Source organism: Pseudomonas sp. GW821-FHT03A09, assembly GCF_059421065.1.
The window spans coordinates 279795-306589 of record NZ_JBWKUX010000006.1; the positions used below are offsets into that span (position 1 = coordinate 279795).

At 59.8% G+C, this 26795-nt stretch carries 25 protein-coding genes and 1 pseudogene; 9 read left to right on the plus strand and 17 right to left on the minus strand.

What is annotated here, in order from left to right:
- The first annotated feature begins 125 nt into the window (after positions 1-125).
- A complete protein-coding gene (locus AC07V4_RS13915; protein WP_492636789.1) occupies positions 126-359 on the plus strand; it encodes a PP0621 family protein in 234 nt (77 codons plus the stop codon).
- Here the strand turns inward: AC07V4_RS13915 and thiO are convergent.
- From thiO to pilV, 5 genes are all read right to left on the minus strand, one after another.
- Entirely contained in the window at positions 346-1455 is a 1110-nt protein-coding gene (gene thiO / locus AC07V4_RS13920; protein ID WP_492636788.1) for a glycine oxidase ThiO, read from the minus strand. The two genes, AC07V4_RS13915 and thiO, sit on opposite strands and share 14 nt — an antisense overlap.
- Positions 1456-1517: 62 nt before the next feature.
- Complete coding sequence (locus tag AC07V4_RS13925) at positions 1518-1919, minus strand: type IV pilin protein (protein ID WP_492636787.1); 402 nt, start codon at positions 1917-1919, stop codon at positions 1518-1520.
- Between the two features lie 11 nt (positions 1920-1930).
- Positions 1931-2422, minus strand: a complete 492-nt coding sequence (locus tag AC07V4_RS13930) for a PilX N-terminal domain-containing pilus assembly protein (protein ID WP_492636786.1) — start codon at positions 2420-2422, stop codon at positions 1931-1933.
- Positions 2423-2468: 46 nt separating this feature from the next.
- Entirely contained in the window at positions 2469-3170 is a 702-nt protein-coding gene (locus tag AC07V4_RS13935; RefSeq protein WP_492636785.1) for a PilW family protein, read from the minus strand.
- Positions 3167-3652, minus strand: a complete 486-nt coding sequence (pilV, locus tag AC07V4_RS13940; RefSeq protein ID WP_492636784.1) for a type IV pilus modification protein PilV — start codon at positions 3650-3652, stop codon at positions 3167-3169. Before pilV ends, AC07V4_RS13935 begins: the two co-directional genes overlap by 4 nt.
- A 204-nt stretch (positions 3653-3856) precedes the next feature.
- Between pilV and AC07V4_RS13945 the strand changes: the two are divergent.
- A pseudogene (locus tag AC07V4_RS13945) lies at positions 3857-4433 on the plus strand (GspH/FimT family pseudopilin).
- Here AC07V4_RS13945 and ispH read toward each other — a convergent pair.
- From ispH to murJ, 6 genes are all read right to left on the minus strand, one after another.
- Positions 4387-5334 carry a 4-hydroxy-3-methylbut-2-enyl diphosphate reductase gene (ispH, locus tag AC07V4_RS13950; RefSeq protein ID WP_492636783.1) on the minus strand — a complete coding sequence of 316 codons (948 nt, stop codon included), beginning with the start codon at positions 5332-5334 and terminating at the stop codon, positions 4387-4389. The pseudogene AC07V4_RS13945 and the gene ispH sit on opposite strands and share 47 nt — an antisense overlap.
- 158 nt (positions 5335-5492) lie before the next feature.
- Complete coding sequence (locus tag AC07V4_RS13955; RefSeq protein ID WP_169918885.1) at positions 5493-5930, minus strand: FKBP-type peptidyl-prolyl cis-trans isomerase; 438 nt, start codon at positions 5928-5930, stop codon at positions 5493-5495.
- Between the two features lie 7 nt (positions 5931-5937).
- The gene (lspA, locus tag AC07V4_RS13960) at positions 5938-6447 is read right to left on the minus strand and encodes a signal peptidase II (RefSeq protein ID WP_492636782.1); all 510 of its coding nucleotides are present in this window, start codon (positions 6445-6447) and stop codon (positions 5938-5940) included.
- A complete protein-coding gene (ileS, locus tag AC07V4_RS13965; protein ID WP_431750261.1) occupies positions 6440-9271 on the minus strand; it encodes an isoleucine--tRNA ligase in 2832 nt (943 codons plus the stop codon). Before ileS ends, lspA begins: the two co-directional genes overlap by 8 nt.
- Positions 9272-9285: 14 nt before the next feature.
- A complete protein-coding gene (gene ribF, locus AC07V4_RS13970; protein WP_492636781.1) occupies positions 9286-10224 on the minus strand; it encodes a bifunctional riboflavin kinase/FAD synthetase in 939 nt (312 codons plus the stop codon).
- A gap of 119 nt (positions 10225-10343) precedes the next feature.
- Positions 10344-11882: a murein biosynthesis integral membrane protein MurJ gene (murJ, locus tag AC07V4_RS13975; protein WP_492636780.1), complete on the minus strand. Its 1539-nt coding sequence runs from the start codon at positions 11880-11882 to the stop codon at positions 10344-10346.
- A gap of 253 nt (positions 11883-12135) precedes the next feature.
- On the opposite strand from murJ, the gene rpsT reads away from it, so the two are divergent.
- A complete protein-coding gene (gene rpsT, locus AC07V4_RS13980) occupies positions 12136-12414 on the plus strand; it encodes a 30S ribosomal protein S20 (protein WP_492636779.1) in 279 nt (92 codons plus the stop codon).
- A gap of 283 nt (positions 12415-12697) precedes the next feature.
- Here the strand turns inward: rpsT and AC07V4_RS13985 are convergent, their stop codons facing one another.
- A complete protein-coding gene (locus AC07V4_RS13985) occupies positions 12698-13183 on the minus strand; it encodes an FKBP-type peptidyl-prolyl cis-trans isomerase (protein WP_176995167.1) in 486 nt (161 codons plus the stop codon).
- Here AC07V4_RS13985 and AC07V4_RS13990 point away from each other — a divergent pair.
- From AC07V4_RS13990 to yihG, 3 genes are all read left to right on the plus strand, one after another.
- The gene (locus AC07V4_RS13990) at positions 13182-13472 is read left to right on the plus strand and encodes a DUF3565 domain-containing protein (protein WP_492636964.1); all 291 of its coding nucleotides are present in this window, start codon (positions 13182-13184) and stop codon (positions 13470-13472) included. The two genes, AC07V4_RS13985 and AC07V4_RS13990, sit on opposite strands and share 2 nt — an antisense overlap.
- A gap of 79 nt (positions 13473-13551) precedes the next feature.
- Entirely contained in the window at positions 13552-15651 is a 2100-nt protein-coding gene (gene pta / locus AC07V4_RS13995; protein ID WP_431751959.1) for a phosphate acetyltransferase, read from the plus strand.
- Positions 15652-16551 (plus strand): 1-acylglycerol-3-phosphate O-acyltransferase, YihG family, encoded by a 900-nt coding sequence (gene yihG, locus AC07V4_RS14000; RefSeq protein ID WP_492636778.1) that lies wholly within the window; start codon positions 15652-15654, stop codon positions 16549-16551.
- Between the two features lie 112 nt (positions 16552-16663).
- Here yihG and cysN read toward each other — a convergent pair whose 3' ends face one another.
- The 3 genes from cysN to AC07V4_RS14015 all read right to left on the minus strand — a co-directional run bounded on the left by cysN (position 16664) and on the right by AC07V4_RS14015 (position 20427).
- Positions 16664-18562 carry a sulfate adenylyltransferase subunit CysN gene (cysN, locus tag AC07V4_RS14005; RefSeq protein ID WP_492636777.1) on the minus strand — a complete coding sequence of 633 codons (1899 nt, stop codon included), beginning with the start codon at positions 18560-18562 and terminating at the stop codon, positions 16664-16666.
- Positions 18563-18571: 9 nt separating this feature from the next.
- Entirely contained in the window at positions 18572-19489 is a 918-nt protein-coding gene (gene cysD / locus AC07V4_RS14010; protein WP_005784641.1) for a sulfate adenylyltransferase subunit CysD, read from the minus strand.
- 179 nt (positions 19490-19668) lie between these two features.
- On the minus strand, positions 19669-20427 hold the full coding sequence (locus tag AC07V4_RS14015) for a Nif3-like dinuclear metal center hexameric protein (RefSeq protein WP_492636776.1): 759 nt from the start codon (positions 20425-20427) through the stop codon (positions 19669-19671).
- 102 nt (positions 20428-20529) lie between these two features.
- Between AC07V4_RS14015 and algW the strand changes: the two genes are divergently transcribed.
- The 3 genes from algW (at position 20530) to AC07V4_RS14030 (ending at position 24625) form a co-directional block, all read left to right on the plus strand.
- Positions 20530-21684 carry a Do family serine endopeptidase AlgW gene (gene algW / locus AC07V4_RS14020; protein WP_492636775.1) on the plus strand — a complete coding sequence of 385 codons (1155 nt, stop codon included), beginning with the start codon at positions 20530-20532 and terminating at the stop codon, positions 21682-21684.
- Positions 21685-21796: 112 nt separating this feature from the next.
- Positions 21797-23893 (plus strand): TonB-dependent siderophore receptor, encoded by a 2097-nt coding sequence (locus tag AC07V4_RS14025; protein WP_492636774.1) that lies wholly within the window; start codon positions 21797-21799, stop codon positions 23891-23893.
- Positions 23894-23905: 12 nt separating this feature from the next.
- Positions 23906-24625 (plus strand): DUF4198 domain-containing protein, encoded by a 720-nt coding sequence (locus tag AC07V4_RS14030; protein WP_492636773.1) that lies wholly within the window; start codon positions 23906-23908, stop codon positions 24623-24625.
- A 141-nt stretch (positions 24626-24766) separates the two neighbouring features.
- Here the strand turns inward: AC07V4_RS14030 and hemH are convergent, their stop codons facing one another.
- Both hemH and AC07V4_RS14040 read right to left on the minus strand, forming a co-directional pair.
- Positions 24767-25789: a ferrochelatase gene (gene hemH, locus AC07V4_RS14035; RefSeq protein WP_492636772.1), complete on the minus strand. Its 1023-nt coding sequence runs from the start codon at positions 25787-25789 to the stop codon at positions 24767-24769.
- A gap of 14 nt (positions 25790-25803) precedes the next feature.
- On the minus strand, positions 25804-26703 hold the full coding sequence (locus AC07V4_RS14040; RefSeq protein ID WP_492636771.1) for a TIGR01777 family oxidoreductase: 900 nt from the start codon (positions 26701-26703) through the stop codon (positions 25804-25806).
- Positions 26704-26795: the final 92 nt, after the last annotated feature.

Here is a 26795-nt window from a genome sequence, read left to right on the forward strand (position 1 = left end):
TTGGTCCAGGCAGTATAAAAAGGGAGCCCTCTGGGCTCCCTTTTTTGTGGGCAAGCATTATTGCGCTGTGCGCCTGCCAAGTCCTTGGCTAAACTGGCGCATTCCTTGTCGAGAAGCTGCTTACCATGGTTCGTCTACTGTTCTGGATTGCCGTCATTGCTGCCGCAGTATGGTTCTGGCGCAAATTCAAAAGCCCAAGCGCTCATCAGCAACGGTCCCGTGAGCCCGATGCCACCCCAATGGTGCGTTGCGCCCACTGCGGCGTACACCTGCCGCAGAATCGTGCACTCAGCTCACGTCAAGAGTGGTACTGCACCCAGGCACACCTGGAACAAGGCCCGAAGTCTATCCAGCGCTGAGGCGACCAGCAGGCGCGTAAGGCGTCGGGTCGATAATGGGTGCACGCCCCAGCAGCAAGTCAGTAAATAACTGGCAGGACGCCGGCGCGAGCACCAAGCCATTGCGGTAATGCCCACAATTGAGCCACAGCCCTTTAAACCCGGGAACCTCGCCAATATAGGGAATACCTTCCGGCGAGCCGGGCCGCAAACCCGCCCAGTGGCCCACCACTTCAGCGTCGGCCAGCGCGGGAATCAACTCCACAGCCGAAGCCTTGAGGCTTTCCAAGGCCGTTTCTGTCGGCGTCTTGTCGAACCCTTCATGCTCCAGCGTACTGCCAATCAATATGTGCCCGTCACGGCGCGGGATCGCATAGCGCCCTTTGGCCAGGACCATGCTCGGCAGAAATTCCGAGGCACATTTGTACAAAATCATCTGGCCTTTGACGGGTTCAACGGGCAATGCCAAACCCAGTGTCCCCAATAACGCCCCACTCCAGGCTCCTGCCGCGAGCACGACCTGATCGCCGAGAACTCGCCCCGCCGCCGTTTCGACGCCCACCACGACGTCGCCCTCCAGGACAAAGCCTGCGACTTCGCACTGCTCGTGAACCGTCACACCGGGCAATGCCAGCAACGCCGCTCTCAAGGACTTGACCAACCGCGGATTGCGCACATTGGCGACATTGGCCATGTAGATGGCTTGGGAATAACCGCCCCCCAGCACCGGCACAGCATCATGCGCAGCCGACACATCCACTTTGCTCAGGGGCCGCCCCTCACGTGCCGCCCAGGCCAACGCCTCGGCCTCATCCTCCAGGTCGAGCCAGTACAGGCCCGTGGTATGAACCTCCGGATCGACACCCGTGGCAGCAAACAACCGTTGCGCCAGTTGTGGGTAAAAATCCTGGGACCAATGGGCCAAAGCAGTAACCGCCGGGCTATAGCGCCACGGGTACAACGGCGAAACAATCCCACCACCGGCCCACGAAGACTCTTGCCCAAGCCCCGCACGCTCCAGCAGCACGACAGGCTGCCCTTGGGTGGCCAGGTTGTACGCCGTCAACAACCCGATTACTCCGCCGCCGACAATCACCACTCGCTGTTGCTTCGCCATCATTTGATCCAGCCGATATAAAGGGACAGGCGCACACGGCGCCCATTCATCCAGCACTCTCATCATTGCCCCCAGCACGTCTTGCGCGACATCTCAGGAAGGGCTCCCGGATTGCTTCGCGCACCCGTGCTGCTCAAGCTGAACTCACCGCACGCGTCGCCCGCCATGACTGAGTCGACAACGGGCGTGGCCAGCAGGTCAAAATCCTGGGGGTTCAATACAGCACTGATTCTATAGTGATCATTGCCCGCACTGACGCCCTCCGCATCAATAAAAGTGCCGTTCCTGGTGTAAAAACGCTCCAGGTGCTGGGCTTGTTCGGTCAACAACGCGGCGATTTGCCCGCGATAAACCTTTTTTACATGCCCGGTATATCCGGGGTAAGCGATACCCGCCAACACTGCAATGATCGCCACGGCGACCAGTAACTCGATCAGGGTAAAACCCTGGCTATCCATGCCCATTCGCTTGCTCCTTATTGAAGTTGCCGCCATAGGATGCGTTGAAACCACACGCGCCCTCCTTCCTCCACTCGCGCATATACGCTTTCCAGCACCGTGCGCGATTGGCCACCGAGCCCGACAGCCGTCACCCGAAACAACTGCGCCGAGGTTTGTGGCGGCAAATGCGCCAGCCCCAACCCGCTGCCTATGGATTGAATGCCATAGAACCCGCCGTTCAAGGCAACCCAGGTGACTGCCGAGACAGGATTCGTCCCGGCACCTATCAGCGAAAATGCCTCTTCAGGTGGCGCGCAGGTCGTCATCGAGTGGCATTCGGGTAGCCCACTGCCATCCCGCTTTACAGCGGACTCCCCTAACCTGAGACCGCTTTCTCCGCTTTGAAAAGATTGGTTGCGATGCCACAAGCTGCCAGCGACTTTTTGCTGGGATATCGCACCTTGCATCGATGACAAGCCAACCAGTGATAACAACAACAGGAAGACGAGGCTGATCAGCAACACCATCCCCGCCTGACTTAAATGACTACCACCACTTATCCTCACCATGGCCCTACCCCAGACGGTTTCGCAGCGCCGCCACGACGCTGTAGGTCTGGTCCTTCACACGCCCCGTCGGATCTTGCAACGTCATGAGAATGCGCACACTGCGTATCAACGATTCATCGGCCGGGTTCTTGTCGTAACGCACCACACCTGCTGATGTCGGCTTGGCCGCCATGCCAAAGCTGATGTCGAACGTTCGCACGTTATCGATCAGTACCGCCTTGGCCGGCGCCGCCGGGGTGCTGACTTTCAGTTGGCCTGATTCATAGGTGTAGGTGAGTTGGCGCAGCGCAAAGCGGACCTGTCCAGGCGTCGACCCGGGCGGTGCTCCGACGTACGCTTGGGCTGCCGTCTTGCAGTCGGACACCACCGTCCAATCAGGCTTGCCTCCACTGACATCCGCAGTGACCAATGTCAGTGCCATTGCACTTCCCGACATATTCCAGCCCACTGGTCGCTCAAAGATGGCTGGAGCGTCATCGATAAATGGAACGGCCAAACATCCAAATATGCCTGCCAGACGAATATCCTGCGTCATCTTGCCCAGGACAAACCGCGCATCGTCCTGCAGGACCATCGCAGCCTGCTGGCTGGCGTACGTCTTTCGTGTGCTGATCAGCACCTGGCTCCCACCCAGTACCAACAGCAGCCCAACGGATAACGCCAACAGCATTTCAATCAGGCTGAAACCACGTGCAAGGCGCTTCATTGCGACGCTCCCGGTTCATCAGCAATGCGGCTGGTAAGTGTGAAGATCTCCGTTCCCCCCGGGCCGCCTGCGCTCCTGGCGCCCTGCCAACTGATGCTGACGGTGACTTCATGCCCCCTGACCGACACGGCCCCTTTGGCATCTGGACCCGCGAAGCCAATGATATTGGCTTCGAAGTCATGCAGGTCCAGGTCACGGACACTGGAGGTCGGGGTGCTGGGTGGCCCTTGCTCGGCCCGCTCCCATGAATAGTCAGCGCCTGAATTAGCGCGAATTCGGTCGAGCATATCGTAGGCAATGAAGCTGGCCTGGCTGGTCATCCTGGCACTTTCGGTGTGCTTGAGCGCATTGAGTTGGATGGCCGAGGCTCCCAACAAACCAACGGCCAATATCAATACCGCCACCAGCACCTCGATCAGCGTCATGCCAGTTTGGCGCCAGCGGAAGGTGCGTAGAAAAAACGTGTCTGTACGGGCAAGCATTACCGTCGTCATCCATGTCGAGGGCCGAAAAAAGCAGGAAAAACCTACGTGTGGCCCAAGACTAGCGCCGGTTTTTAACCAATGCCGCTCTAGGAACAAAGGGAAATACTTTGGACATAAAGGCCATCATTCAACCCAAGCAGCCGGTAGCTATACCTATCACTACCCGTCGAATCACCGACGGCGTCCACGGAGGGACGGCATATGAAAGAACGAGGCTTTACCCTGATCGAGTTATTACTGGGCCTGATGGTGAGCGGCATCCTGGCGCATCTGGCAGCGCCCAACTTCAAAGGGTTACTTGAGGCATACCAGCAACGCAGCGCAGCAAACTCGCTGGCGGACGGCCTGCGCTTCGCACGCAATGAAGCGCTCGCACGCAACCGCGACGTGGTCATTCATGCATCGGAGGACGATTGGAGCCAAGGCTGGCGAGTCATCGAGGATGTCAGTGGGCGCGGTCATATGGACGATGACAACCCGGTACTGCTGGAGAGGCAGGACAGCGGGCACATAACCATTGTGGGCAATGGGCCGGTCAAAAGCCTGGTGCGCTTCAGCGGGTTGGGCGAACCGATTTTTACAGGAGGAGGCTTCCGTGCCGGCACCGTTCACATATGCGGCATGGACCAGGCACAAAGCCTGTATCAGGTCGTGCTGGCCCCCAGCGGCCGCATCAGCCTGCGCAGTGATAAAACCGAGCAGGCATTATGCCGGGGCTAGCACATCGTGGCTCAGAGCAGCGAGCGAATCCGCAGTTCCTTGGGCATCGAGAACGTGATGTTCTCTTCACGGCCGGCCAGCTCATCGGCACCGGTAGCACCCCAAGCCTGCAACTGCTGGATTACGCCGCGTACCAGGACTTCCGGGGCCGAGGCACCCGCCGTGATACCGATACGCTCAACACCATCGAACCAACTGCGCTGCATGTCTTCGGCGCCGTCGATCAGGTAGGCGGGCGTAGCCATGCGTTCAGCCAGCTCACGCAGGCGGTTGGAGTTGGAACTGTTCGGGCTGCCGACCACCAGCACCACGTCGCACTCGTTGGCCAATTGCTTGACCGCGTCCTGGCGGTTTTGCGTGGCGTAGCAAATGTCATCCTTGCGCGGGCCGCCAATGGCCGGGAATCGCGTGCGCAAGGCATCGATAACGCGGCTGGTGTCGTCCATCGACAAGGTAGTCTGCGTCACGAAGGCCAAACGCTCAGGGTTGTGTACCTGCAAGTTGGCGACGTCTTTTTCGTCTTCCACCAGGTAGATAGCCCCGCCATTACTGGCATCGTACTGACCCATGGTGCCTTCGACTTCCGGATGGCCGGCGTGGCCGATCAGGATGCATTCACGACCGTCGCGACTGTAGCGAGCGACTTCGATATGCACCTTGGTGACCAATGGGCAGGTAGCGTCGAACACTTTCAGGCCACGCCCGGCAGCCTCGGTACGCACGGCCTGGGAAACACCATGGGCGCTGAAGATGACGATAACGTCGTCCGGCACCTGGTCGAGTTCTTCGACAAAGATCGCACCGCGTGCGCGCAGGTCTTCGACCACGAATTTGTTGTGGACGACTTCATGGCGCACATAAATCGGCGGCCCGAAGACTTCCAGGGCGCGATTGACGATTTCGATCGCCCGGTCCACGCCGGCGCAGAAGCCACGGGGGTTGGCGAGTTTGATTTGCATGCTGTGCCTCGTGTCTTGCTCGGCAAGAAATTGGACCTTGTGGGAGCTGGCTTGCCTGCGATGCGAACAACTCGGTGTATCAGCTACACCGGGGTGATGCTATCGCAGGCAAGCCTGCTCCCACACAAGCCAGCCCTCACAGGAGCCGGTTTCGTTGATCAGAGCGCTTTAACGTCGATGATTTCAACGTCAAACGTCAAGGTTTTACCGGCCAACGGGTGGTTGAAGTCGATGGTCACTTGCGTGTCATCGAAGGCCTTGACCACGCCAGGCAGCTCGGTATTCGCCGCATCATTGAAGATCACCAGCAAGCCTTCCGACAGGTCCATGCCTTCGAACTGCGAACGCGGGATGATCTGTACGTTCTGCGGATTGGGCTGGCCAAAGGCGTTTTCCGGCAGGATCTGCAGGTTGCGCTTGTCGCCGGCCTTGAAGCCGAACAGGGCTGCCTCGAAACCCGGCAGCAGGTTGCCATCACCGACCTTGAAGGTCGCAGGGGCTTTGTCGAACGTGCTGTCGACCGTGTCGCCATTCTCCAGGCGCAATGCGAAATGCAAAGTGACTTCCGTGTTCTGGCCGATACGTTGCTCAGCCAATACCTGATCAGTCATTGACGGTCTCTCCGGTTTTCTTACTTTTGAACATGTCCAACGCCAGCATGATTGCACCGACGGTGATGGCGCTGTCGGCAAAGTTGAACGCCGGGAAATACCAGCGGTTCTGCCAATGCACTAGGATGAAGTCGATCACATGGCCCAAGGCAATGCGGTCGTACAGGTTGCCCAACGCACCGCCCAGCACCAACGCCAGGGCGATGGCGAGCCAGGTGTCATCGCGGCCCAGGCGCTTGAGCCAGACCACCAGCACCGCACTGACCACCACGGCGATCAGTGCGAACAGCCAGCGCTGCCAGCCACCGCTGTCAGCGAGGAAGCTGAAGGCGGCGCCGGTGTTGTAGGCCAATGTCCAGCTGAAGTAATCCGGGATCACCACAATCTGCTGGAACATTTCCAGAGCACCCTCGAAGTGAGCCTTGCTGACCTGGTCAATGACCAGGACCAGCACGCTCAATACGAGCCAGCCCAGACGTCCGAAACGGCTGGTGTTAGGCATAGTGGCGAACCTCACCAGCACCGCTGATATTGTCGACGCAACGGCCGCAGATTTCCGGATGCTCAGGGTTCACGCCGACATCTTCACGGCAGTGCCAGCAACGGGCGCACTTGGGGAAGGCCGACTTGACCACTTTGAGCTTGAGGCCCGGCACTTCGGTCGCCACGGCGTCTGCCGGTGCCTGGGCAAACGGAGCCAGGCTGGCCGTCGAGGTGATCAGCACGAAGCGCAGCTCGTTGCTCAGCTTGGCCAGGTCGGCGGTCAGGCCGTCCTCGGCAAACAGAGTGACTTCAGCTTGCAGGTTACCACCGACAGCCTTGGCCGCACGCTGGACTTCCAATTCCTTGTTCACCGCAACCTTGACGGCCATCACGCCTTCCCAGTACTCGCGGCCCAGTTCGAAGTCAGCCGGCAATTCGGTCAGGCCCTCGTACCAGGTGTTGAGCATCACGGACTCGTTGCGCTCGCCCGGCAAGTACTCCCACAGCTCATCGGCGGTGAAGGCCAGGATCGGTGCGATCCAGCGCACCAGCGCTTCGGAGATGTGATACAGCGCGGTCTGCGCCGAACGGCGCGCCTTGCTGTTCGCGCCGGTGGTGTACTGGCGGTCCTTGATGATGTCGAGATAGAAACCGCCCAGCTCCTGCACACAGAAGTTGTGGATCTTCGAGTAGACGTTCCAGAAGCGGTATTCGCCGTAGTGCTCTTGCAGTTCGCGCTGCAGCAACAGGGTACGGTCCACGGCCCAACGGTCCAGGGCGAGCATGTCCTCGGCCGGCAGGATGTCGGTAGCCGGGTTGAAACCGGTCAGGTTCGACAGCAGGAAGCGTGCGGTATTACGAATACGGCGGTAGGCATCGGCGCTGCGCTGCAGGATCTGCTCCGACACAGCCATTTCGCCCGAGTAGTCGGTCGAGGCAACCCACAGACGCATGATGTCGGCGCCCAAGGTGTCATTGACCTTTTGCGGCGCAATCACGTTGCCCAGGGACTTGGACATCTTGCGGCCGTTTTCATCCACGGTGAAACCATGGGTCAGCAGTTCGCGGTACGGGGCGTGGTTGTCGATCGCGCAGCCGGTCAGCAACGACGAGTGGAACCAGCCACGGTGTTGGTCCGAACCTTCCAGGTACAGGTCGGCGCGTGGGCCGGTCTCGTGCCCCATAGGGTGCGAGCCGCGCAGTACGTGCCAGTGGGTGGTGCCCGAGTCGAACCACACGTCGAGGGTGTCGCTGATCTTGTCATACAGCGGAGCCTCGTCGCCCAACAGCTCAGCGGCGTCCAGCTTGAACCAGGCTTCGATGCCTTCCTGCTCAACACGCTGGGCCACGACTTCCATCAGCTCAACGGTACGTGGGTGCAGCTCGCCGCTTTCCTTATTGAGGAAGAACGGGATCGGCACACCCCAGTTACGCTGGCGGGAGATGCACCAGTCCGGACGGTTGGCGATCATCGAGTGCAGGCGCGCCTGGCCCCAGGCCGGGATGAAGCCGGTGTCTTCGATGGCTTTGAGCGAGCGCACGCGCAGTGTGTCGCCACTGACCGGCTCTTTGTCCATGCCGATGAACCACTGCGCGGTGGCGCGGTAGATCAGCGGGGTCTTGTGGCGCCAGCAGTGCATGTAGCTGTGCTGGATGGTAGCGGTCTGCATGAGCGCACCGACCTCGCTCAGCTTCTCGATGATCGCTTTGTCAGCCTTGAAGATGAACTGACCGCCGAAGAACTCCAGCGAAGGCACATAAACACCGTTGCTCTGCACCGGGTTGATGATGTCATCGTTGACCAAGCCGTATTTCTTGCAGATCACGAAGTCGTCCACGCCATAGGCGGGGGAGCAGTGAACCACACCGGTACCCGAACCCAGCTCAACGTAGTCAGCCAGATAAACCGGCGACAAACGGTCATAGAACGGGTGACGGAAGTTGATCAGTTCCAGCGCGGAGCCAGTGGTGGTGGCGATCACCGAACCTTGCAGTTCGTAGCGGGCCAGGCAGGACTCGACCATTTCTTCAGCGAGCACCAGCAGGCGATCACCGACGTCCACCAGGGCATAGGTGAACTCCGGGTGCACGTTCAGCGCCTGGTTGGCGGGGATGGTCCACGGGGTGGTGGTCCAGATCACGATGGCCGCGGGCTTGCTCAGGCTGGCCAGGCCGAAGGCCTCGGCCAGTTTGGCATCGTCGGCGATCGGGAACGCGACGTCGATGGTCGACGACTTCTTGTCTTCGTATTCGACTTCCGCTTCAGCCAGGGCCGAACCGCAGTCGAAGCACCAGTTCACGGGCTTGAGGCCCTTGAACACGAAACCGCCCTTGACGATTTCGGCCAAGGCGCGGATTTCACCGGCCTCGTTCTTGAAATCCATGGTCTTGTACGGGTTGGCCCAGTCGCCCAACACGCCCAGACGGATGAATTCGGACTTCTGCCCTTCGATCTGCTCGGTGGCGTAGGCACGGCACAGTTCGCGGGTTTTATCCGCGCCCAGGTTCTTGCCGTGGGTCACTTCGACTTTGTGCTCGATCGGCAGGCCGTGGCAATCCCAGCCCGGGACATAAGGTGCGTCGAAACCCGAAAGGGTTTTCGAGCGGATGATCATGTCCTTGAGAATCTTGTTCAGCGCATGACCGATGTGAATCGTGCCGTTGGCATAAGGAGGGCCGTCGTGCAGGACGAATTTCGGACGATCCTTGCCAATTTCGCGCAACTTTCCGTACAGGCCAATACTGTCCCAGCGCTGCAGGATCTGTGGTTCGCGCTGTGGCAGGCCGGCCTTCATTGGGAAGGCGGTGTCCGGAAGGTTTAGCGTGGCTTTATAGTCGGTCATTTAAGGCTCTTCGGTTAGCGATGGGCGCTAGGTGCGGCTAGTGCACGGGCGGCGGCGACATCCGCATTGATCGCCGTTTTCAACGCCTCAAGGGAGGCGAAACGCTGCTCTTCACGCAGCTTCTGGTGGAAAACCACCGTCAAACGCCGGTCATACAGATCACCGGCAAAATCCAAAAGGTGTACTTCCAGGTGGGCCTTGCCATCACCTGCAACCGTGGGCCTGACGCCTATATTGGCGACTCCCGGCCACGATTGGCCGTCGATGTCGACACTCACCAGGTAAACGCCGGTCAGCGGCACACGACGGCGCTTGAGTTGCACGTTGGCAGTTGGCGTGCCCAATTGGCGCGCCAGCTTCTGCCCGTGCAGTACCCGCCCGGCAATGCGGAACGGGCGACCGAGCAGACGCTCGGCCAAGGCAAAGTCGGCAGCGGCCAGGGCATTACGCACCTGGGTGCTGCTGACGCGCAGGCCATCCAGTTCGACGGTTTGCGCGGCTTCGACGGTAAAACCCTGGTTGACGCCAGCGTGTTGCAGGAAATCGAAATCCCCTACGCGGTCGCAACCGAAACGGAAGTCGTCGCCAACTTCCAAATGCTGCACCCCCAGGCCGTCCATCAGGATACGGTCGACGAACTCGGCGGCGCTGAGACTTTGCAAACGCTGGTTGAAGGCCAGGCAGAGGACTCGGTCCACACCCTCTTCAGCCAGCAGCTGAAGCTTGTCGCGCAAGCGGGCCAGTCGGGCCGGTGCCGTTTCCGGGGTGAAAAACTCCCGCGGCTGTGGCTCAAAAATCACCACGCAGCTGGGCACGCCCAACTCGACCGCTCGCTCGCGCAGCCGAGCCAGGATAGCCTGGTGGCCACGGTGAACACCGTCAAAGTTGCCAATAGTGGCGACGCAGCCCCGATGTTCAGGGCGCAGGTTGTGGAGACCTCGAACCAGCTGCATAACGCGCTTCTTGCTCATAAAGTGGTCGATTATAACCACACCCGGCCCCGGACGACAGGCAACAGCGCAGGCCAAATGGGTCGATTCGATAAAACAATCGTTTTATTACGGCAAAGTCCCTACCCCAGGGACTTGCGATTGAAATCCCGCAGACGGAAGCCTTGCAGCAGCAACATGCCGAAGTAAACCACAACACCGACGACCACCAGCAAGCCGAGGCGCATGAAGCGCTCCAGCATATGCCCTTCGTCCCAGGCTGGCATGAAGTGCATCAAACCCAATAGCACTGCCGACATCGCGCCCACCGCCACCAGCAGTTTGAGCGCAAACATGCCCCAGCCCGGTTGCGGTTGGAACATCTGCTGCTTACGCAGTTGATAGAACAGCAGGCCAGCATTGATGCAGGCGCCGGCACTGATGGCCAAGGCCAACCCCGCGTGCGCCAGTGGGCCAATGAACACCAGGTTGAGCAATTGGGTGACGATCAGCGTGAAGATCGCGATTTTCACCGGCGTACGGATGTTTTGCTGAGCATAGAAGCCCGGCGCCAACACTTTGATTACGATAATGCCGAGCAGGCCTACCGAATAGGCAATCAGCGCACGCTGGGTCATGGAGGCATCAAACGCGCTGAACTGGCCGTACTGGAACAACGACACCGTCAGCGGTTCAGCCAGGATTCCCAAGGCCAGGGAACACGGCAGCACCAGCACGAAGCACAGTCGCAGCCCCCAATCGAGGATGCGCGAGTATTCCTGGCGGTCCTTGCTGGCGTAGGTGCGCGACAGGGTCGGCAACAAAATCGTGCCCAGGGCCACACCCAGCACGCCGGATGGCAGTTCCATCAGGCGATCGGCGTAGTACATCCACGACACTGAGCCAGACACCAGCAATGAGGCAAACGCCGTGTTGATAATCAGGGAAATCTGGCTGACCGATACGCCGAGGATCGCCGGCAGCATGTTGCGCATCACGCGCCAGACGCCGGTGTCCTTCAGGTTCAGGCGCGGCAGCACGAGCATGCCAATCTTTTTCAGGTGTGGCAGTTGGTACAGCAGTTGCGCCAGGCCACCAGCCAGCACGGCCCAGCCGAGAGCCATCACCGACGGGTCGAAGTACGGCGTGAGGAACAACGCAAAGATGATCATGCTCACGTTGAGCAAGGTCGGCACGAACGCCGGCACCGAGAAGCGGTTCCAGGTATTCAGGATGGCGCCAGCCAGGGATGACAGCGAAATCAGCAATATATAAGGAAAAGTCACCCGCAGCAGATCAGTGGTCAGCGCGAATTTTTCCGGTGTATTGGCAAAACCCGGGGCCGTAGCCCAGATCACCCAGGGTGCGGCAAGCATGCCGGCGATGGTGACGAGCATCAGAGCCAATGTCAGTAAACCTGAGACATAAGCAATAAAGGTACGGGTCGCCTCCTCGCCCTGCTGAGCCTTGTATTCCGCCAGGATCGGCACGAACGCCTGGGAAAACGCGCCCTCGGCGAAGATCCGACGCAGCAGGTTGGGCAGTTTGAAGGCAATAAAGAAGGCGTCCGTGGCCATGCTGGCGCCAAAAATCCGCGCCAGCAGGGTGTCGCGAACAAACCCCAATACCCGGGAGATCATCGTGATAGAGCTGACGGCAGCCAACGATTTGAGCAGATTCATTGAAAGAGTTTGCGCCTATAGATAAACAGCAGGCGAACAAAGCGCCCACTTATGCGATACTGCGCGCCTGCAACAGCACAGAGCCAAAGCTCGCGAGTTTACAGGTCAAGCGCCGGAAATAAATCACCCGCCTCTTCAGATCGACCACTCAGCAGTTCGCATCAGCCGCCCTTGACAACCCATCAAGTCATCGGCATGATTCGCGGCCTATTTTGTTTGCTATTTCCTAAAAAGTCTTTCGAGGAGCTCGACGGTGGCCAACACACCTTCCGCCAAAAAACGTGCAAAACAGGCTGAGAAGCGTCGCAGCCACAACGCCAGCCTGCGTTCCATGGTTCGTACCTACATCAAGAATGTAGTTAAAGCCATCGACACCAAAGACGCTGCTAAAGCTCAAGCTGCTTACGTTCTGGCTGTGCCTGTTATCGACCGTATGGCCGATAAAGGCATCATCCACAAGAACAAGGCCGCTCGTCATAAGAGCCGCCTGAATGGCCACATCAAGGCTCTGAGCGTCGCTGCTGCAGCCTAAGTGGTAACAACTGCCACGCAGCTCAGGTTGCGAAACAGTTAAGAAATGCCCCGTACCGAAAGGTCCGGGGCATTTTTGTTTGCGCCTCACATCTGGAGTGCACAGACCAAAATGTGGGAGGGGGCTTGCCCCTCGATGGCAGTGGATCAGTGGGAAATACGCTTGCTGACACACCGCTATCGGGGGCAAGCCCCCTCCCACATTTTGATCACAGTGCATTTTCAGGCGCAAAAAAAGCCCCGAACCAGTCGGGGCTTTTTGCTACCTATTGATCAAACCACAATCAATGGTGGTGACCGCCTTCACCGTGGACGTGGCCGTGAGCCACTTCTTCCTGGGAAGCGTCGCGGATGGCAACGATCTTCACTTTGAAGTTCAGGCGCTGGCCAGCCAGTGGGTGGTTACCGTCGACAGTCACGTCATCGCCGTCCAGATCGCGGATGGTGACGATCTGCATTTGGCCGTCCGGTGCGGAAGCGTGGAACTGCATGCCCACTTCCAGTTCGTCGACGCCTTCGAACATGCTGCGGCTCAGGGTGCTGACCAGTTCGGCGGAGTATTCGCCGTAGGCATCTTCAGGCTCAACGGCTACGGTCAGTTCATCACCAACGTTCTTGCCTTCCAGAGCCTTCTCCAGGCCCGGGATGATGTTGCCTGCGCCTTGCAGGTAGACCAGCGGCGCGCCGCCGGCTGAGCTGTCGATGACCTCACCAGCGTCGTTGGTCAGGGTATAGTCGATGGAGACAGCCTTGTTAGCGGCGATCGTCATGGGGCGAGACCTTTTGCATAAGAATGAAGAACGGACAAGTCTAAACAAGGATTTGCCCGAAAGCGAACAGAACCCGGACAGACGGGACCGATCAACGGCCTCCTTCATCATCGGGTTCCATCAGGACGACGACCAGCACTGGGTGGCCGAACTCTCCTGCGGGCACACCCAGCACCTGCGCCACCAACCGCCATGGCAGTCCCGGGCGTGGGTACTCGACCCGACGCAACGCCTTGGAAAAATAGGCCAACCCTTTGTGTGCGGCTGGTGTGCGCAAGGGCACGAATAACGATAACCTTGATGCCTGATTCCCGGCAGGCGCTCAACCATAGAGCACCACCGAAGCCATGCACCTCCAGAGAATTCGCATGCAGACTTTTTTTATCGCGCCCACCGATTTTGGTGTGGGTCTGACCTCCATCAGCCTTGGGCTGGTGCGCACCCTTGAGCGAGCCGGGTTGAAAGTCGGCTTCTTCAAACCGATTGCCCAGCCCCATCCCGGCGATACTGGCCCGGAACGCTCCACCGAACTGGTAGCACGCACCCACGGCCTGAAACCACCACAACCCCTGGGCCTGGCCCACGTTGAGCGCATGCTGGGTGACGGCCAGCTCGATGAGCTGCTCGAAGAAATCATCACGCTGTATCAGCAGGCGGCCGTGGGCAAAGATGTGCTGATCGTGGAAGGCATGGTGCCGACCCGCAGCGCCAGCTACGCGGCACGGGTCAACCTGCACCTGGCCAAGAGCCTCGACGCCGAAGTGATCCTGGTGTCCGCACCGGAAAACGAAGTGCTCACCGAGCTCTCCGGCCGCGTCGAGTTGCAGGCCCAACTGTTCGGCGGTCCGAAAGATCCGAAAGTGCTGGGCGTAATCCTCAACAAAGTACGCACCGACGAAAGCATGGAGGCGTTCTCGGCACGCCTCAAGGAGCACTCGCCGTTATTGCGCAGCGGCGACTTCCGCCTGCTCGGCTGCATTCCCTACCAGCCCGAACTCAACGCCCCGCGTACCCGCGACGTGGCCGACCTGATGGGCGCGCAGATCCTCAACGCTGGCGACTATGAAAGCCGGCGCATGACCAAGATCATCATCTGCGCCCGCACCATGCGCAATACCGTGGAACTGCTCAAACCCGGCGTGTTGGTGGTGACCCCAGGCGACCGTGACGACATCATCCTCGCCGTCAGCCTCGCGGCGATCAACGGCGTGCCCCTGGCTGGCCTGCTGCTGACCAGTGACACCCTGCCCGACCCGCGCATCATGGATCTGTGCCGCGGCGCGTTCCAGGCCGGGCTGCCAGTGCTGTCGGTGAGCACCGGCTCCTACGACACGGCGAACCAACTCAACAGCCTTAACAAAGAAATCCCCATCGATGACCGCGAGCGTGCGGAGATCATCACCGACTTCGTCGCCAGCCACCTCGATGCCCGCTGGCTGCACCAACGCTGCGGTACGCCACGGGAGATGCGCCTGTCACCCGCCGTGTTCCGCTACCAGTTGATCCAGCGCGCCCAGGCAGCCAACAAGCGTATCGTACTGCCCGAAGGCAGCGAACCGCTGACCGTGCAAGCCGCCGCCATCTGCCAGGCGCGCGGCATTGCCCGCTGCGTATTGCTGGCCAAGCCGGCGGACGTGGAAGCCGTCGCCCGCGCCCAAGGCATCGAATTGCCCGAGGGCCTGGAGATTCTCGACCCGGACCTGATTCGCCAGCGCTACGTCGAACCGATGGTGGCCCTGCGCAAGAGCAAAAGCCTCAACGCACCGATGGCCGAGCAGCAATTGGAAGACACCGTGGTGATCGCCACCATGATGCTCGCGCTGGATGAAGTGGACGGCCTGGTGTCCGGCGTCATTCACTCCACCGCCAACACCATCCGCCCTGCCCTGCAACTGATCAAGACCGCGCCGGGCTGCACGCTGGTGTCGTCGGTGTTTTTCATGCTGTTCCCCGAGCAGGTGCTGGTGTACGGCGACTGCGTGATGAACCCGCATCCGAGCGCGGCCGAATTGGCGGAGATCGCCTTGCAAAGCGCCGACTCGGCCGCTGCGTTCGGTATCACACCGCGCGTGGCGATGATCAGCTACTCCAGCGGCGATTCGGCCAGCGGCGAGGAAGTGGAAAAAGTCCGCGAAGCCACCCTGCTGGCACATGAACAGCAAAGCTCGCTGCTGATCGACGGCCCGCTGCAATACGACGCCGCCGCCAACGAAACCGTCGCTCGGCAGTTGGCGCCCAACAGCCAAGTCGCTGGTAAAGCCACCGTGTTTGTATTCCCGGACCTGAACACTGGCAACACCACGCACAAGGCCGTGCAACGCAGCGCCGATTGCGTGAGCCTGGGGCCAATGCTTCAGGGCCTGCGCAAACCGGTGAACGACCTACCACGGGGCGCTCAAGTAGACGACATCGTGTACACCATCGCACTGACAGCGATCCAAGCCGCCAACCGAACCATGGATATCTAAATGCTGGATTTTCTACCTGCCGCCATACGCGGGGTGATTGCTTCACTGTTGCTGGCGCTGAACACAATCCTGTTGTGTTCATTCCTGTTTATCGTGGCGTTGTTCAAGGCACTGCCGTTCGCCAAGCGTTTCAGCGAATGGCTGATGAACCACACCCATGAAGCCTGGGTCACCAACAACAAGGGTTGGATGAACCTGGTGCAGCGCACACGCTGGCACGTGACCGGCCTTGAAGGGTTGGACTACCAGCACTCGTACCTGGTGACCAGTAATCACCAGAGCTGGGTCGACATCATGGTGCTGCAATACGTGCTGAACCGCCGGATTCGCCCGCTGAAATTCTTCCTCAAGCAAGAGCTGATCTGGGTGCCGGTGATCGGCCTGGCCTGGTGGGCGCTGGGCTTTCCGTTCATGAAACGCTACACCAAGGCCTATCTGGAGAAGCACCCAGAGAAGAAAGGCAAAGACCTGGAAACCACCCGCAAGACCTGTGCGAAGTTTCGCGACAACCCGGTGGGCATTTTCAACTTTGCCGAGGGCACGCGGTTTACCCCAGGAAAGCATGCTCAACAGAAATCGCCGTTTCGCTATCTGCTCAAACCCAAAGCCGGTGGTATCGCGTTTGTGCTGGACGCCATGGGTGAGCAGCTGAAGTCATTGGTCAACGTAACCATTCACTATCCCGCCGGTCGCCCTGGGTATTGGGATTTGCTGTGCGGGAAGGTAAAGGACGTGGTGGTGCAGTTCGAAGAAGTGCAGATCCCGGCCGAGTTTATCGGCAAGAATTATGAGCAGGACGGGGAGTATCGGACGGCGTTCCAGGGCTGGATCAACCGGTTGTGGGAAGACAAGGATGCAGGCCTAGAAAGGCTCCACACCGAATACCCAGACAAGCATTGATCAAAATGTGGGAGGGGGCTTGCCCCCGATGGCAGTGTGTCAGTCAGTACATCTTTTTCTGACCCACCGCTATCGGGGGCAAGCCCCCTCCCACATTTGATTGCTAGAAGCTTTAGATCGCGCCGCGCTGACGCAACAGCTCCAGCACTTGCTTGACGCTCTCTTCCAGTGACAGGGCCTGGGTGTCGATCACCAGATCGGCATTCAACGGCACATCATAAGGGAACGACTCGCCCGGGATGTTATCCCCACCGGCAGCGTACAAGCCTTGCGGATCACGCTCGGCACACACCAGCGGCGACGCTTGCACATAAACCGTCAGCAGACGATCAGCACCAATCAGCGCCTTGGCCTGTTCGCGGCCTTCGGCGTCCGGTGCGACGAACGCCGCCAGGGTCAGCAGGCCCGCTTCGTTGAACTGGCGCGCCACGTGAGCGGCACGACGCCAGTTCTCTGTGCGACCGGCACGGTCCTGCGGCAAGCCCTTGTTCAGGTCGTGACGCAGGTTCTGGCCATCCAGTACGAATACCGCGCGGCCCATGTCGAACAGCTTGCGCTCGACCGCGTAGGCCAAGGTGCTCTTGCCCGCACCGGACAAGCCGCTGAACAGCACGGTGGCTGGCTGCTGGCCGAAGCGCAATGCACGCTCTTCGGTAGCGACATGAGCCAACTTGCCGTGCTGCGCCGCACCGCCGTGGCCGACGGGTGGCGCGATGATCATGCCTGCGGCCACCGTGCCGTTGGTCAAACGGTCGATGACGATAAACGCACCGGTGGTGCGGTTGCTGTCATAGCCGTCCAGGGCAATGGCGGCGTCGAGGCTGACCTTGACCCGGCCGATTTCGTTCAACTGCAGCGAACTCGCCGGACCTTCGGCCAGGGTGTTCACGTCCACACGGTGCACGATGCTGGTGATGGAACCCGGCACGTAGCTGGTGGCGCGCTTGATGTCGTATTTCTTGCCCGGCAGCATCGGTTCCTCGGCCATCCACACCAGCATGGCGTCGAAGGCGTCGGTCACTTGTGGCACGTTGTCGGCATGCACCAGCAGGTCGCCACGGGAGATGTCGATCTCGTCTTCCATGGTCAGTGTCACAGCCTGGCCCGGGCCTGCGTGTTCCAACTCACCTTCGAAGGTGACAATGGATTTGACGCGGCTGCTCTTGCCCGACGGCAGCACCACCACTTCGTCGCCCTTGTGCACGATGCCGCTGGCCAGGGTGCCGGCGAAACCACGGAAGTTCAGGTTCGGACGGTTGACGTACTGCACCGGGAAACGCAGGTCGGTGTAGTTGCGGTCGTTGGCGATTTCGACGGTTTCGAGGATCTCCATCAGCGACTGGCCGGTGTACCACGGCGAACGCTCGCTCTTGTTCACCACGTTGTCGCCCTTGAGCGCCGACATCGGCACGAACGCCAGGGTGCTCGGCTTGAAGGCGATGCCGTCGGCGAACTTCAGGTAATCGGCCTTGATTTGCTCGAATACGCTTTGGTCGAAGCCATTGATGTCCATCTTGTTGACGGCCACCACGATGTGCTTGATGCCCAGCAACGAGGCGATGAAGCTGTGGCGACGGGTCTGGGTTTGCACGCCATAACGCGCGTCAATCAAGATAATCGCCAGGTCACAGGTAGACGCACCGGTGGCCATGTTGCGGGTGTACTGCTCATGGCCAGGGGTGTCGGCGATGATGAATTTGCGCTTGGCGGTGGAGAAGTAGCGGTACGCGACATCAATGGTGATGCCCTGCTCACGCTCGGCCTGCAGGCCATCGACCAGCAACGCCAGGTCGATGTCGTCACCGGTGGTGCCGACCTTCTTCGAATCGCGGGTGATGGCTTCCAGGTGATCTTCGTAGATCATCTTGGAGTCGTGCAGCAGGCGCCCGATCAGGGTGCTCTTGCCGTCGTCGACGTTGCCGCAGGTCAGGAAGCGCAGCATTTCCTTGCGCTCGTGCTGGCCCAGGTAGGCGAGGATGTCCTCGCTGATCAAATCAGATTGATGCGACATGACAGCCCCTTAGAAATAGCCTTGACGTTTTTTATCTTCCATCGAGCCGGCACCATCGTGATCGATGACACGGCCCTGGCGCTCGGAAGTTCGCGTCAGGAGCATTTCCTGAATGATGTCCGTCAGCGTCTCGGCTTCGGACTCCACCGCGCCCGTCAACGGGTAGCAGCCAAGGGTACGGAAACGTACTTTCTTTTTGACGATTCGGGCTTTGTCTTCGTCGGACAGGTGCTCGAGGATGCGGTCGTCGTCGATCATGATCAACGTGCCGTTCTTCTCGATCACTTCACGCTCGGCGGCGAAGTACAGCGGAACGATCGGGATGCCTTCCAGATAGATGTACTGCCAGATGTCCAGCTCGGTCCAGTTGGACAGCGGGAACACACGGATCGACTCGCCCTTGTTGACGTTGCCGTTGTAGACGTTCCACAGCTCCGGGCGCTGATTCTTCGGGTCCCAGCGGTGTTTGCTGTCGCGGAACGAGTACACGCGCTCTTTGGCGCGGGATTTCTCTTCATCACGACGGGCACCGCCGAAAGCTGCGTCGAAACCATGCTTGTCCAGGGCTTGCTTGAGGCCCTCGGTCTTCATGATGTCGGTGTGCTTGGCGCTGCCGTGGGTGAACGGGTTGATGCCCTGCGCCACGCCATCCGGGTTGACGTGGGTGATCAGGTCCAGGCCCAGTTCTTCGACCATTTTGTCGCGGAACTTGTACATCTCCTGGAATTTCCAGCGGGTGTCGACGTGCATCACCGGGAACGGCAGCTTGCCCGGGAAGAAGGCCTTGCGTGCCAGGTGCAGCATCACGGCGGAGTCTTTACCGATCGAGTAGAGCATCACCGGGTTGTCGAACTCGGCGGCGACCTCGCGGATGATGTGGATGCTTTCCGCCTCCAGCTGTTTCAGATGCGTCAGTTTGTCGACCATGGTTACTCACGGAAAAACGATCTTATGGACGGCCTGCGGGCCGTGTTCGAGCGAGGCATGCTAGCACAGCACCTTCTTCTATTCAGGGAGCCATCTAGATCGAAACGGTATATGAATATACCTGCCTGTTTGGGCTTCCTGTGGGAGCCAGCACCCACATGTTTGCCCAGCAGTGAAGCTTAGATAGGATTCGGGCAATCGATGAACAGATGCTCCAAGGCAAAACGGCGAGCCAGGTAATCACCCAGTGCCTGTACGCCATAGCGCTCAGTGGCGTGATGGCCGGCGGCGATGAAGCTGATGTCGTTTTCACGCGCACTGTGGAAGGTTTGCTCGGAAGCTTCGCCGCTCAGGTAAAGGTCGACACCGGCAGCAATCGCCTGGTCGATGTAGCCCTGGCCACCGCCGGTACACCAGCCGACGCGACGGATCATTTCGCTGCCTTCGATCAGCAGCGGCTCGCGCCCCATCACGTCCTGCACACGGCGGGCGAAATCCCGGGGCGACAAGGGCTCGGCGAGGGAACCAACCAGGCCGACGATCTTGGGGTTGCTCGGGTCCAGAAGACCTTCGACGGTGATATCCAACTGGCGAGCAAGCTGCACGTTGTTGCCGACGTCGGGATGCAGGTCCAGTGGCAGGTGGTAGGCCAGCAGGCTGATGTCGTGCTTGAGCAGCGTCTTGAGACGACGCTGCTTCATGCCGGTGATGCAGGGGTTCTCGCCTTTCCAGAAATACCCGTGGTGCACCAGGATCAAATCGGCCTGGGCTTCGACGGCGGCGTCCAGCAACGCTTGGCTGGCGGTCACGCCGCTGACGATGCGCATGACTTGCGGACGCCCCTCGACCTGCAGGCCGTTGGGGCAGTAATCGGCAATTTTTGCACTGCCGAGGTAGCGGTCCGCTTCCTCGACGAGGGTGGTAAGGGGGACGGCCATAAAAGACTCCTAAATATCCCGTTCCGAGGCGCTCGCAGCCTCGTATAATGCGCGACATTATGGGCGCTCTCCCGCCCCCTGCAACCTGTCAGGACTTACTTGATGCTCAAGGCACTGCGTTTTTTTGGATGGCCATTGTTGGCTGGCGTGCTGATCGCGATGCTGATTATTCAGCGTTATCCCCAGTGGGTGGGCTTGCCCAGCCTTGATGTGAACCTGCAACAGGCGCCGCAAACCAGTTCAGTGGTACAAGGCCCGGTAACCTATGCAGACGCCGTCGTCATCGCGGCCCCCGCCGTGGTCAACCTGTACACCACCAAGGTCATCAACAAACCGGCGCATCCGTTGTTTGAAGACCCGCAGTTCCGCCGCTACTTCGGCGACAACGGCCCCAAGCAGCGCCGCATGGAATCCAGCCTGGGTTCTGGGGTGATCATGAGCCCGGAAGGCTACATCCTCACCAATAACCACGTGACCAGCGGCGCCGACCAGATTGTCGTGGCCCTGCGCGATGGTCGTGAAACCCTGGCCCGTGTGGTCGGCAGTGACCCGGAAACCGACCTCGCGGTACTGAAGATCGATTTGAAAAGCCTGCCCTCGATCACCATCGGCCGCTCCGAAGGGCTGCGCGTAGGTGACGTGGCATTGGCCATCGGCAACCCGTTCGGCGTCGGCCAGACCGTGACCATGGGCATCATCAGCGCCACCGGGCGTAACCAGCTGGGGCTCAATAGCTACGAAGACTTCATCCAGACCGACGCGGCGATCAACCCGGGCAACTCCGGCGGCGCATTGGTAGATGCCAATGGCAACCTGACCGGCATCAACACCGCGATATTCTCCAAGTCCGGCGGTTCACAAGGCATCGGTTTTGCGATCCCGGTGAAACTGGCCATGGAGGTGATGAAGTCGATCATCGAACACGGCCAGGTGATTCGCGGCTGGTTGGGCATCGAAGTACAACCATTGACCAAGGAACTGGCCGAATCGTTTGGCTTGACCGGTCGCCCTGGCATCGTGGTCGCGGGTATTTTCCGTGATGGCCCGGCGCAAAAAGCCGGCCTGCAATTGGGTGATGTGATCCTGAGCATCGATGGCGAACCGGCCGGTGATGGCCGCAAGTCGATGAACCAGGTGGCACGGATCAAACCGACCGACAAGGTCACGATCCAGGTCATGCGCAACGGCAAAGAGATCAAGCTCGCGGCGGAAATCGGTCTGCGGCCACCGCCTGCACCGGTAAAAGAAGAGGAATAGATTCAACCTTGCAGGTGCTCGTTCGAGGGCACCTGTAAGGTGATGTTTCAAAGCGATCAATTCTCATTAGGCATGTTATATTGTTTCAATATCGCTATTGGAACGTTCTACCATGCCGTCTCGAAAATTTGTGCCCTTGGCTGGCCTGGCCTTGGGTTTGCTGATTGACCCCGCCTACGCCGAAGAAAGCACCGTTGAACTGGACGCCATCAGCGTTACCACCGACGCCTATGAATCCGCCACCAGTCCCGTCAAAGGCTACCGCGCGACTCGCTCCGCCAGCGCGACCAAAACTGACACGGCTATTCGCGATATCCCACAATCCATCAGCGTAATTCCCGCCACGGTACTCAAAGACTTGGGCAGCACCAGCGTCGAGCGCGCCTTGGAATATGCCGGTGGCGTGTCCAAGCAAAACAACTTCGGCGGCCTGACGCTTTACGAATACAGCGTGCGTGGCTTCACCACGTCAGAGTTCTACCAGGACGGCTTCAGCGCCAACCGCGGCTACCCGAGCACACCGGACGCGGCCAATATCGAGCGCATCGAAGTGCTCAAGGGCCCTGCTGCCAGCTTGTATGGCCGTGGAGACCCAGGTGGCACCGTGAACATCGTCACCAAGAAACCCCAGCCAGATGCCTTCACCACCTTGCAAACCAGTGCCGGAAGCTGGGACCGCTATCGCACCACCCTGGACGTCAACACACCACTGGACAGCGAAGGCAACGTGCTATCGCGGGTCAATCTCGCGGTGGAAGACAACCACAGCTTCCGCGACCACGTGGATGCCCAGCGGGTGTTCGTTGCGCCGTCCTTCAGTTGGCAACTGAACCCGGACACTCACCTGTTGGTAGAAAGCGAATTCGTCCGCCACAGCTCGACGTTCGATCGAGGCATTGTCGCCAACACCGGCATGTCCCACTCCACGTTCCTGGGTGAACCCAACGACGGCAATATCCGTAACCACAACAACCGCATCCAGGCCGCCATCGAACACAACCTCGACGATACCTGGCAACTGCGCCTGGCCAGCCACTACAAACAAGGCAGCCTGTGGGGCGATGCCTCGGAAAACCGTGCACTGAACGCCGACGGCCATACCATCAACCGCCGCTACCGTGAACGCTCCACCGGCTGGCACGACAGCATTACCCAACTGGAACTGCGTGGCCGGTTCGACATCGGCACTTGGCAGCACGAACTGCTGATCGGTACCGAATACGAGGACTACCGCAAGAAGGAACGCGTGACCGCGATTGCCGGCAGCCCCTACGCCATCGACATCTACAACCCCGTTTACGGCCAGCCCAAACCCAATGGCGCACGCTCCGGCACTGACGTCTTTGAACAGGTCAAAAGCCAAGCGCTGAACCTGCAGGACCAGATCGTGTTCACCGACCGCCTGCGCGGCATGGTCGGCGCACGCTTCGAGCACTTCGAGCAAAGCACCGAAGACTTCGCCCGCAACCATGCCAAGAGCCGGCAAACCCACGACGCCCTGACCCAGCGCGCCGGCGTGCTCTACCAACTCACCCCACAAGTCGGCCTGTTCGCCAACGCCTCGACTTCATTCAAACCCAATAACGGCCTGGACGCTGGGGGCAAATCCTTCAAACCGGAAGAAGGCGTTGGCTATGAAGTGGGCATCAAGAGCGAGCTGTTCGACGACCGTCTCAGCACCACCCTCGCCGCCTTCCATATCGACAAGGAAAACGTCCTGGCCCTGGACCCGGTCACCGATACCAACCGCGCCATGGGCAAAGCCCGCAGCCAGGGTTTTGACCTGCAAGTAAGCGGGCAAGTGACCGACGCCGTACGAGTGATCGGGGCCTTCGCCTATATCGATGCCGAAGTCACCAAAGGTGACAAAGCCATTCCGGCCGGCAGCCGGATTCTCGGCGTGGCCAAGCACAGCGGCAGCCTGCTGGGCGTGTATGAATTCCAGGATGGCGCGTTACGCGGTTCAGACCTGGGTGCGGCATTCACCTATGTCGGTGACCGCTCCGGAGAAGCGGGCAGCCGCTTTGAATTGCCCGCCTACCACACCGTCGATTTGCTGGCCCATTACAAGGCCACCGAACAGGTCACAGTGGGCCTGAACCTTAACAACCTGTTCAACGAAAAATACTACGAGCGCTCCTACAGCACCTACTGGGTCAGCCCCGGTGAGCCGCGCAATCTAACCCTGAGTCTGACCCTTAACCTGTAAAAGGACGTCACCATGCACCCTCTCAAACCCCTGGCATTGATTGGCCTGCTGTTTGCCACCCAGGTATCGGCCCATGGCCTGTGGACCGAACAACGTCGTGGCAACATCGAAGTGATTTACGGCCATGGCGCCGAAGACAACGCCTTCAAGGCCCAGAAAATCAGCGGTGCCTGGGCGTACGACGCCAGCGGCAAAATGATCCCGGTAACCGTGGAACGCCTCAACGACCACGCACGCCTCAAGCCGCTCAAAACGCCGGCGGTGCTGGCGGTAGCGCTGGATAACGGCATGTGGTCGCAAACGGCGGATAAAAAATGGATCAACAAAGGGCGTACCCAAGTGCCTGGGGCCATTGAGTCGACGCAAACCTTCAAGTACAGCCTGGCGATCTACGAACCGGGTGCCAAGCTGCCCAAGCTGGATGCCCTCAAATTGCTGATCCTGCCGGAAGCCGACCCGCTGACCGTCGGCCCGGGCAAGTCACTGCCGGTACGAGTGCTGCTGGATGGGAAGCCTGCGGCGGGAGTCAAATTGATCGGCGATTACCGTAATGCGCCGAACACCTTGAGTACCGAGACCGATAAAGATGGCCGTGCTCAGGTGCTGGTGCGCAATGAAGGCTTGAATGTGATTTCTGCGCAGGTAGAGGTGCCGCTTAAAGACAATGCCGACGTGGCGACGCGTGGCCTGTTCACCTCACTGACTTTCCTCGGCGAACCCCATCACGAGTAACACCTTCAACTTCAAGCGGGCTCAGTAGAAATGTGGGAGGGGGCTTGCTCCCGATTGCAGTGCATCTGTCATATACCCCGTGACTGACACACCGCGATCGGGAGCAAGCTCCCTCCCACATTTAAATCTCACTCGGCTTGATTACAAGGTTGTCGGCGCTCTTTCACACAAAGCATTGAGCGCCGCCGCCCACTGCGGGTCGTCATTCAGGCACGGTACCAACACCAGCTCCTCGCCTCCCGCTTCGCGGAATTGTTCCAAGCCGCGATCGCCGATTTCTTCGAGCGTCTCGATGCAATCGGCGACAAAGGCCGGGCACATCACCAACAGCTTTTTCACACCCTGTTGGGCCAGGGTCTCAAGGCGAGCCTCGGTGTAGGGTTCGATCCACTTCGCCCGGCCCAGACGCGATTGAAAAGCCACCGACCACTTATCGTCGGGCAGCCCCATCCGCGCGGCAAAATCCCGCGCCACACTGAAACACTGGCCGCGATAACAAGTGGCACGCACTTCGGGCGACGCGTTGGCGCAGCAATCCGTCGCGCCATCAAAGCTATGGTTTGGGTTGAGCTTCTTCAGGTGCCGCTCCGGCAGGCCGTGGAAGCTAAACAGCAAGTGATCATAATCCTGCTGCAAATGCGGCTTGGCACTGGCGACCAGGGCGTCGAGGTATTCGGGTTGATCGTAAAAGGGCTGCAGGATGGCGAAACGCAGGTCGAGCTTTTTGTCCCGCACCACGCGCCGTGCCTCTTCCACCACCGTGGTGACGGTACTGTCGGCGAACTGCGGGTACAACGGTGCCAAGGTGACATTGCGAATACCCTGGCCGGCCAGACGAGTCAGCACACTTTCAATGGAGGGTTCGCCATAACGCATGGCCAACTCGACCGGGCCTTGGGTCCATTGCGCGGTCATCTGCTGCTGCAGGCGACGGCTGAGTACCACCAGCGGCGACCCCTCGTCCCACCAGATCGAGGCGTAGGCATGGGCTGACTGCTCGGGCCGCTTGATCAGGATCAGCGACACCAGCAAGCGCCGCACGGGCCACGGCAAGTCGATCACGTAAGGGTCCATCAGGAACTGATTGAGGTAGCTGCGCACATCGGCCACCGAAGTGGACGCCGGTGAACCCAGGTTGACCAGTAACAACGCGTGATCCGTCATGCAACATCCTATCTCTAGAGGCGGCTGGACAAGTCTTCCAGGGCCGCGTGCAACTCAGTGAACTGAAAAGTGAAACCAGCGGCCAGCAGCCGTTCGGGGACGGCCTTCTGCCCGCCCAGCAACAACCCGGACAACTCACCCAAGCCAACCTTCAACGCCAAGGCCGGCATCGGCATGAACGCGGGCCGGTGCAACACCTGGCCCAGGGTCTTGGCAAATTCGCGGTTACGCACCGGGCGAGGCGCGCACGCATTATAAGGACCGCTGGCGTCAGGCTTGTGCAGAAGAAAATCAATCAGGGCGATTTGATCTTTTATATGCACCCACGGCATCCACTGCCGACCATCGCCGATCGGCCCGCCCAGCGCCAGCTTGAAGGGCAGCAACAGCCGCGACAAAAAGCCGCCCTCGGCAGCCAGCACCAGGCCGGTGCGCACCAGCACCACACGTAGGCCCAACGCTTCGGCGCGCAGTGCGGTTTCTTCCCAGGCGATACACAGTTGGCTGGGGAAATCATCCTGCACCGGGCCGCAGGCTTCGGTCAGTTCGCGTTCGCCGCCGTCGCCATACCAGCCGACGGCGGAACCGGAAATCAGCACGGCCGGTTTCTGCTCAAGGCTTTCCATCCACGCCAGCAAGGTTTCGGTGAGACTGATACGGCTGCTCCACAGCAGCGCCTTGCGCTTTTTGGTCCATGGACGATCAGCGATGGGCGCACCGGCCAGGTTAATGACCGCGTCCACCACGCCGATAACCTCTTGCAGGCGAGCGACACCCAGCACTTGATCGCCACAGACCTTGGCAACCTGTTCCGGGTCACGGCTCCATACGGTCAGGCGATGGCCTCGGGCGAGCCAATAACGGCAGAGTTGGCGACCGATCAAACCAGTACCGCCGGTCAGCAAAATATGCATAGGACGCTCCTTATGTAACGTTTGCCGCCCGCCACTGGTCTATTTTGTATGCAGGGATCATTTGTAATCGGGCGTAACTTTGGTTTGTTCAG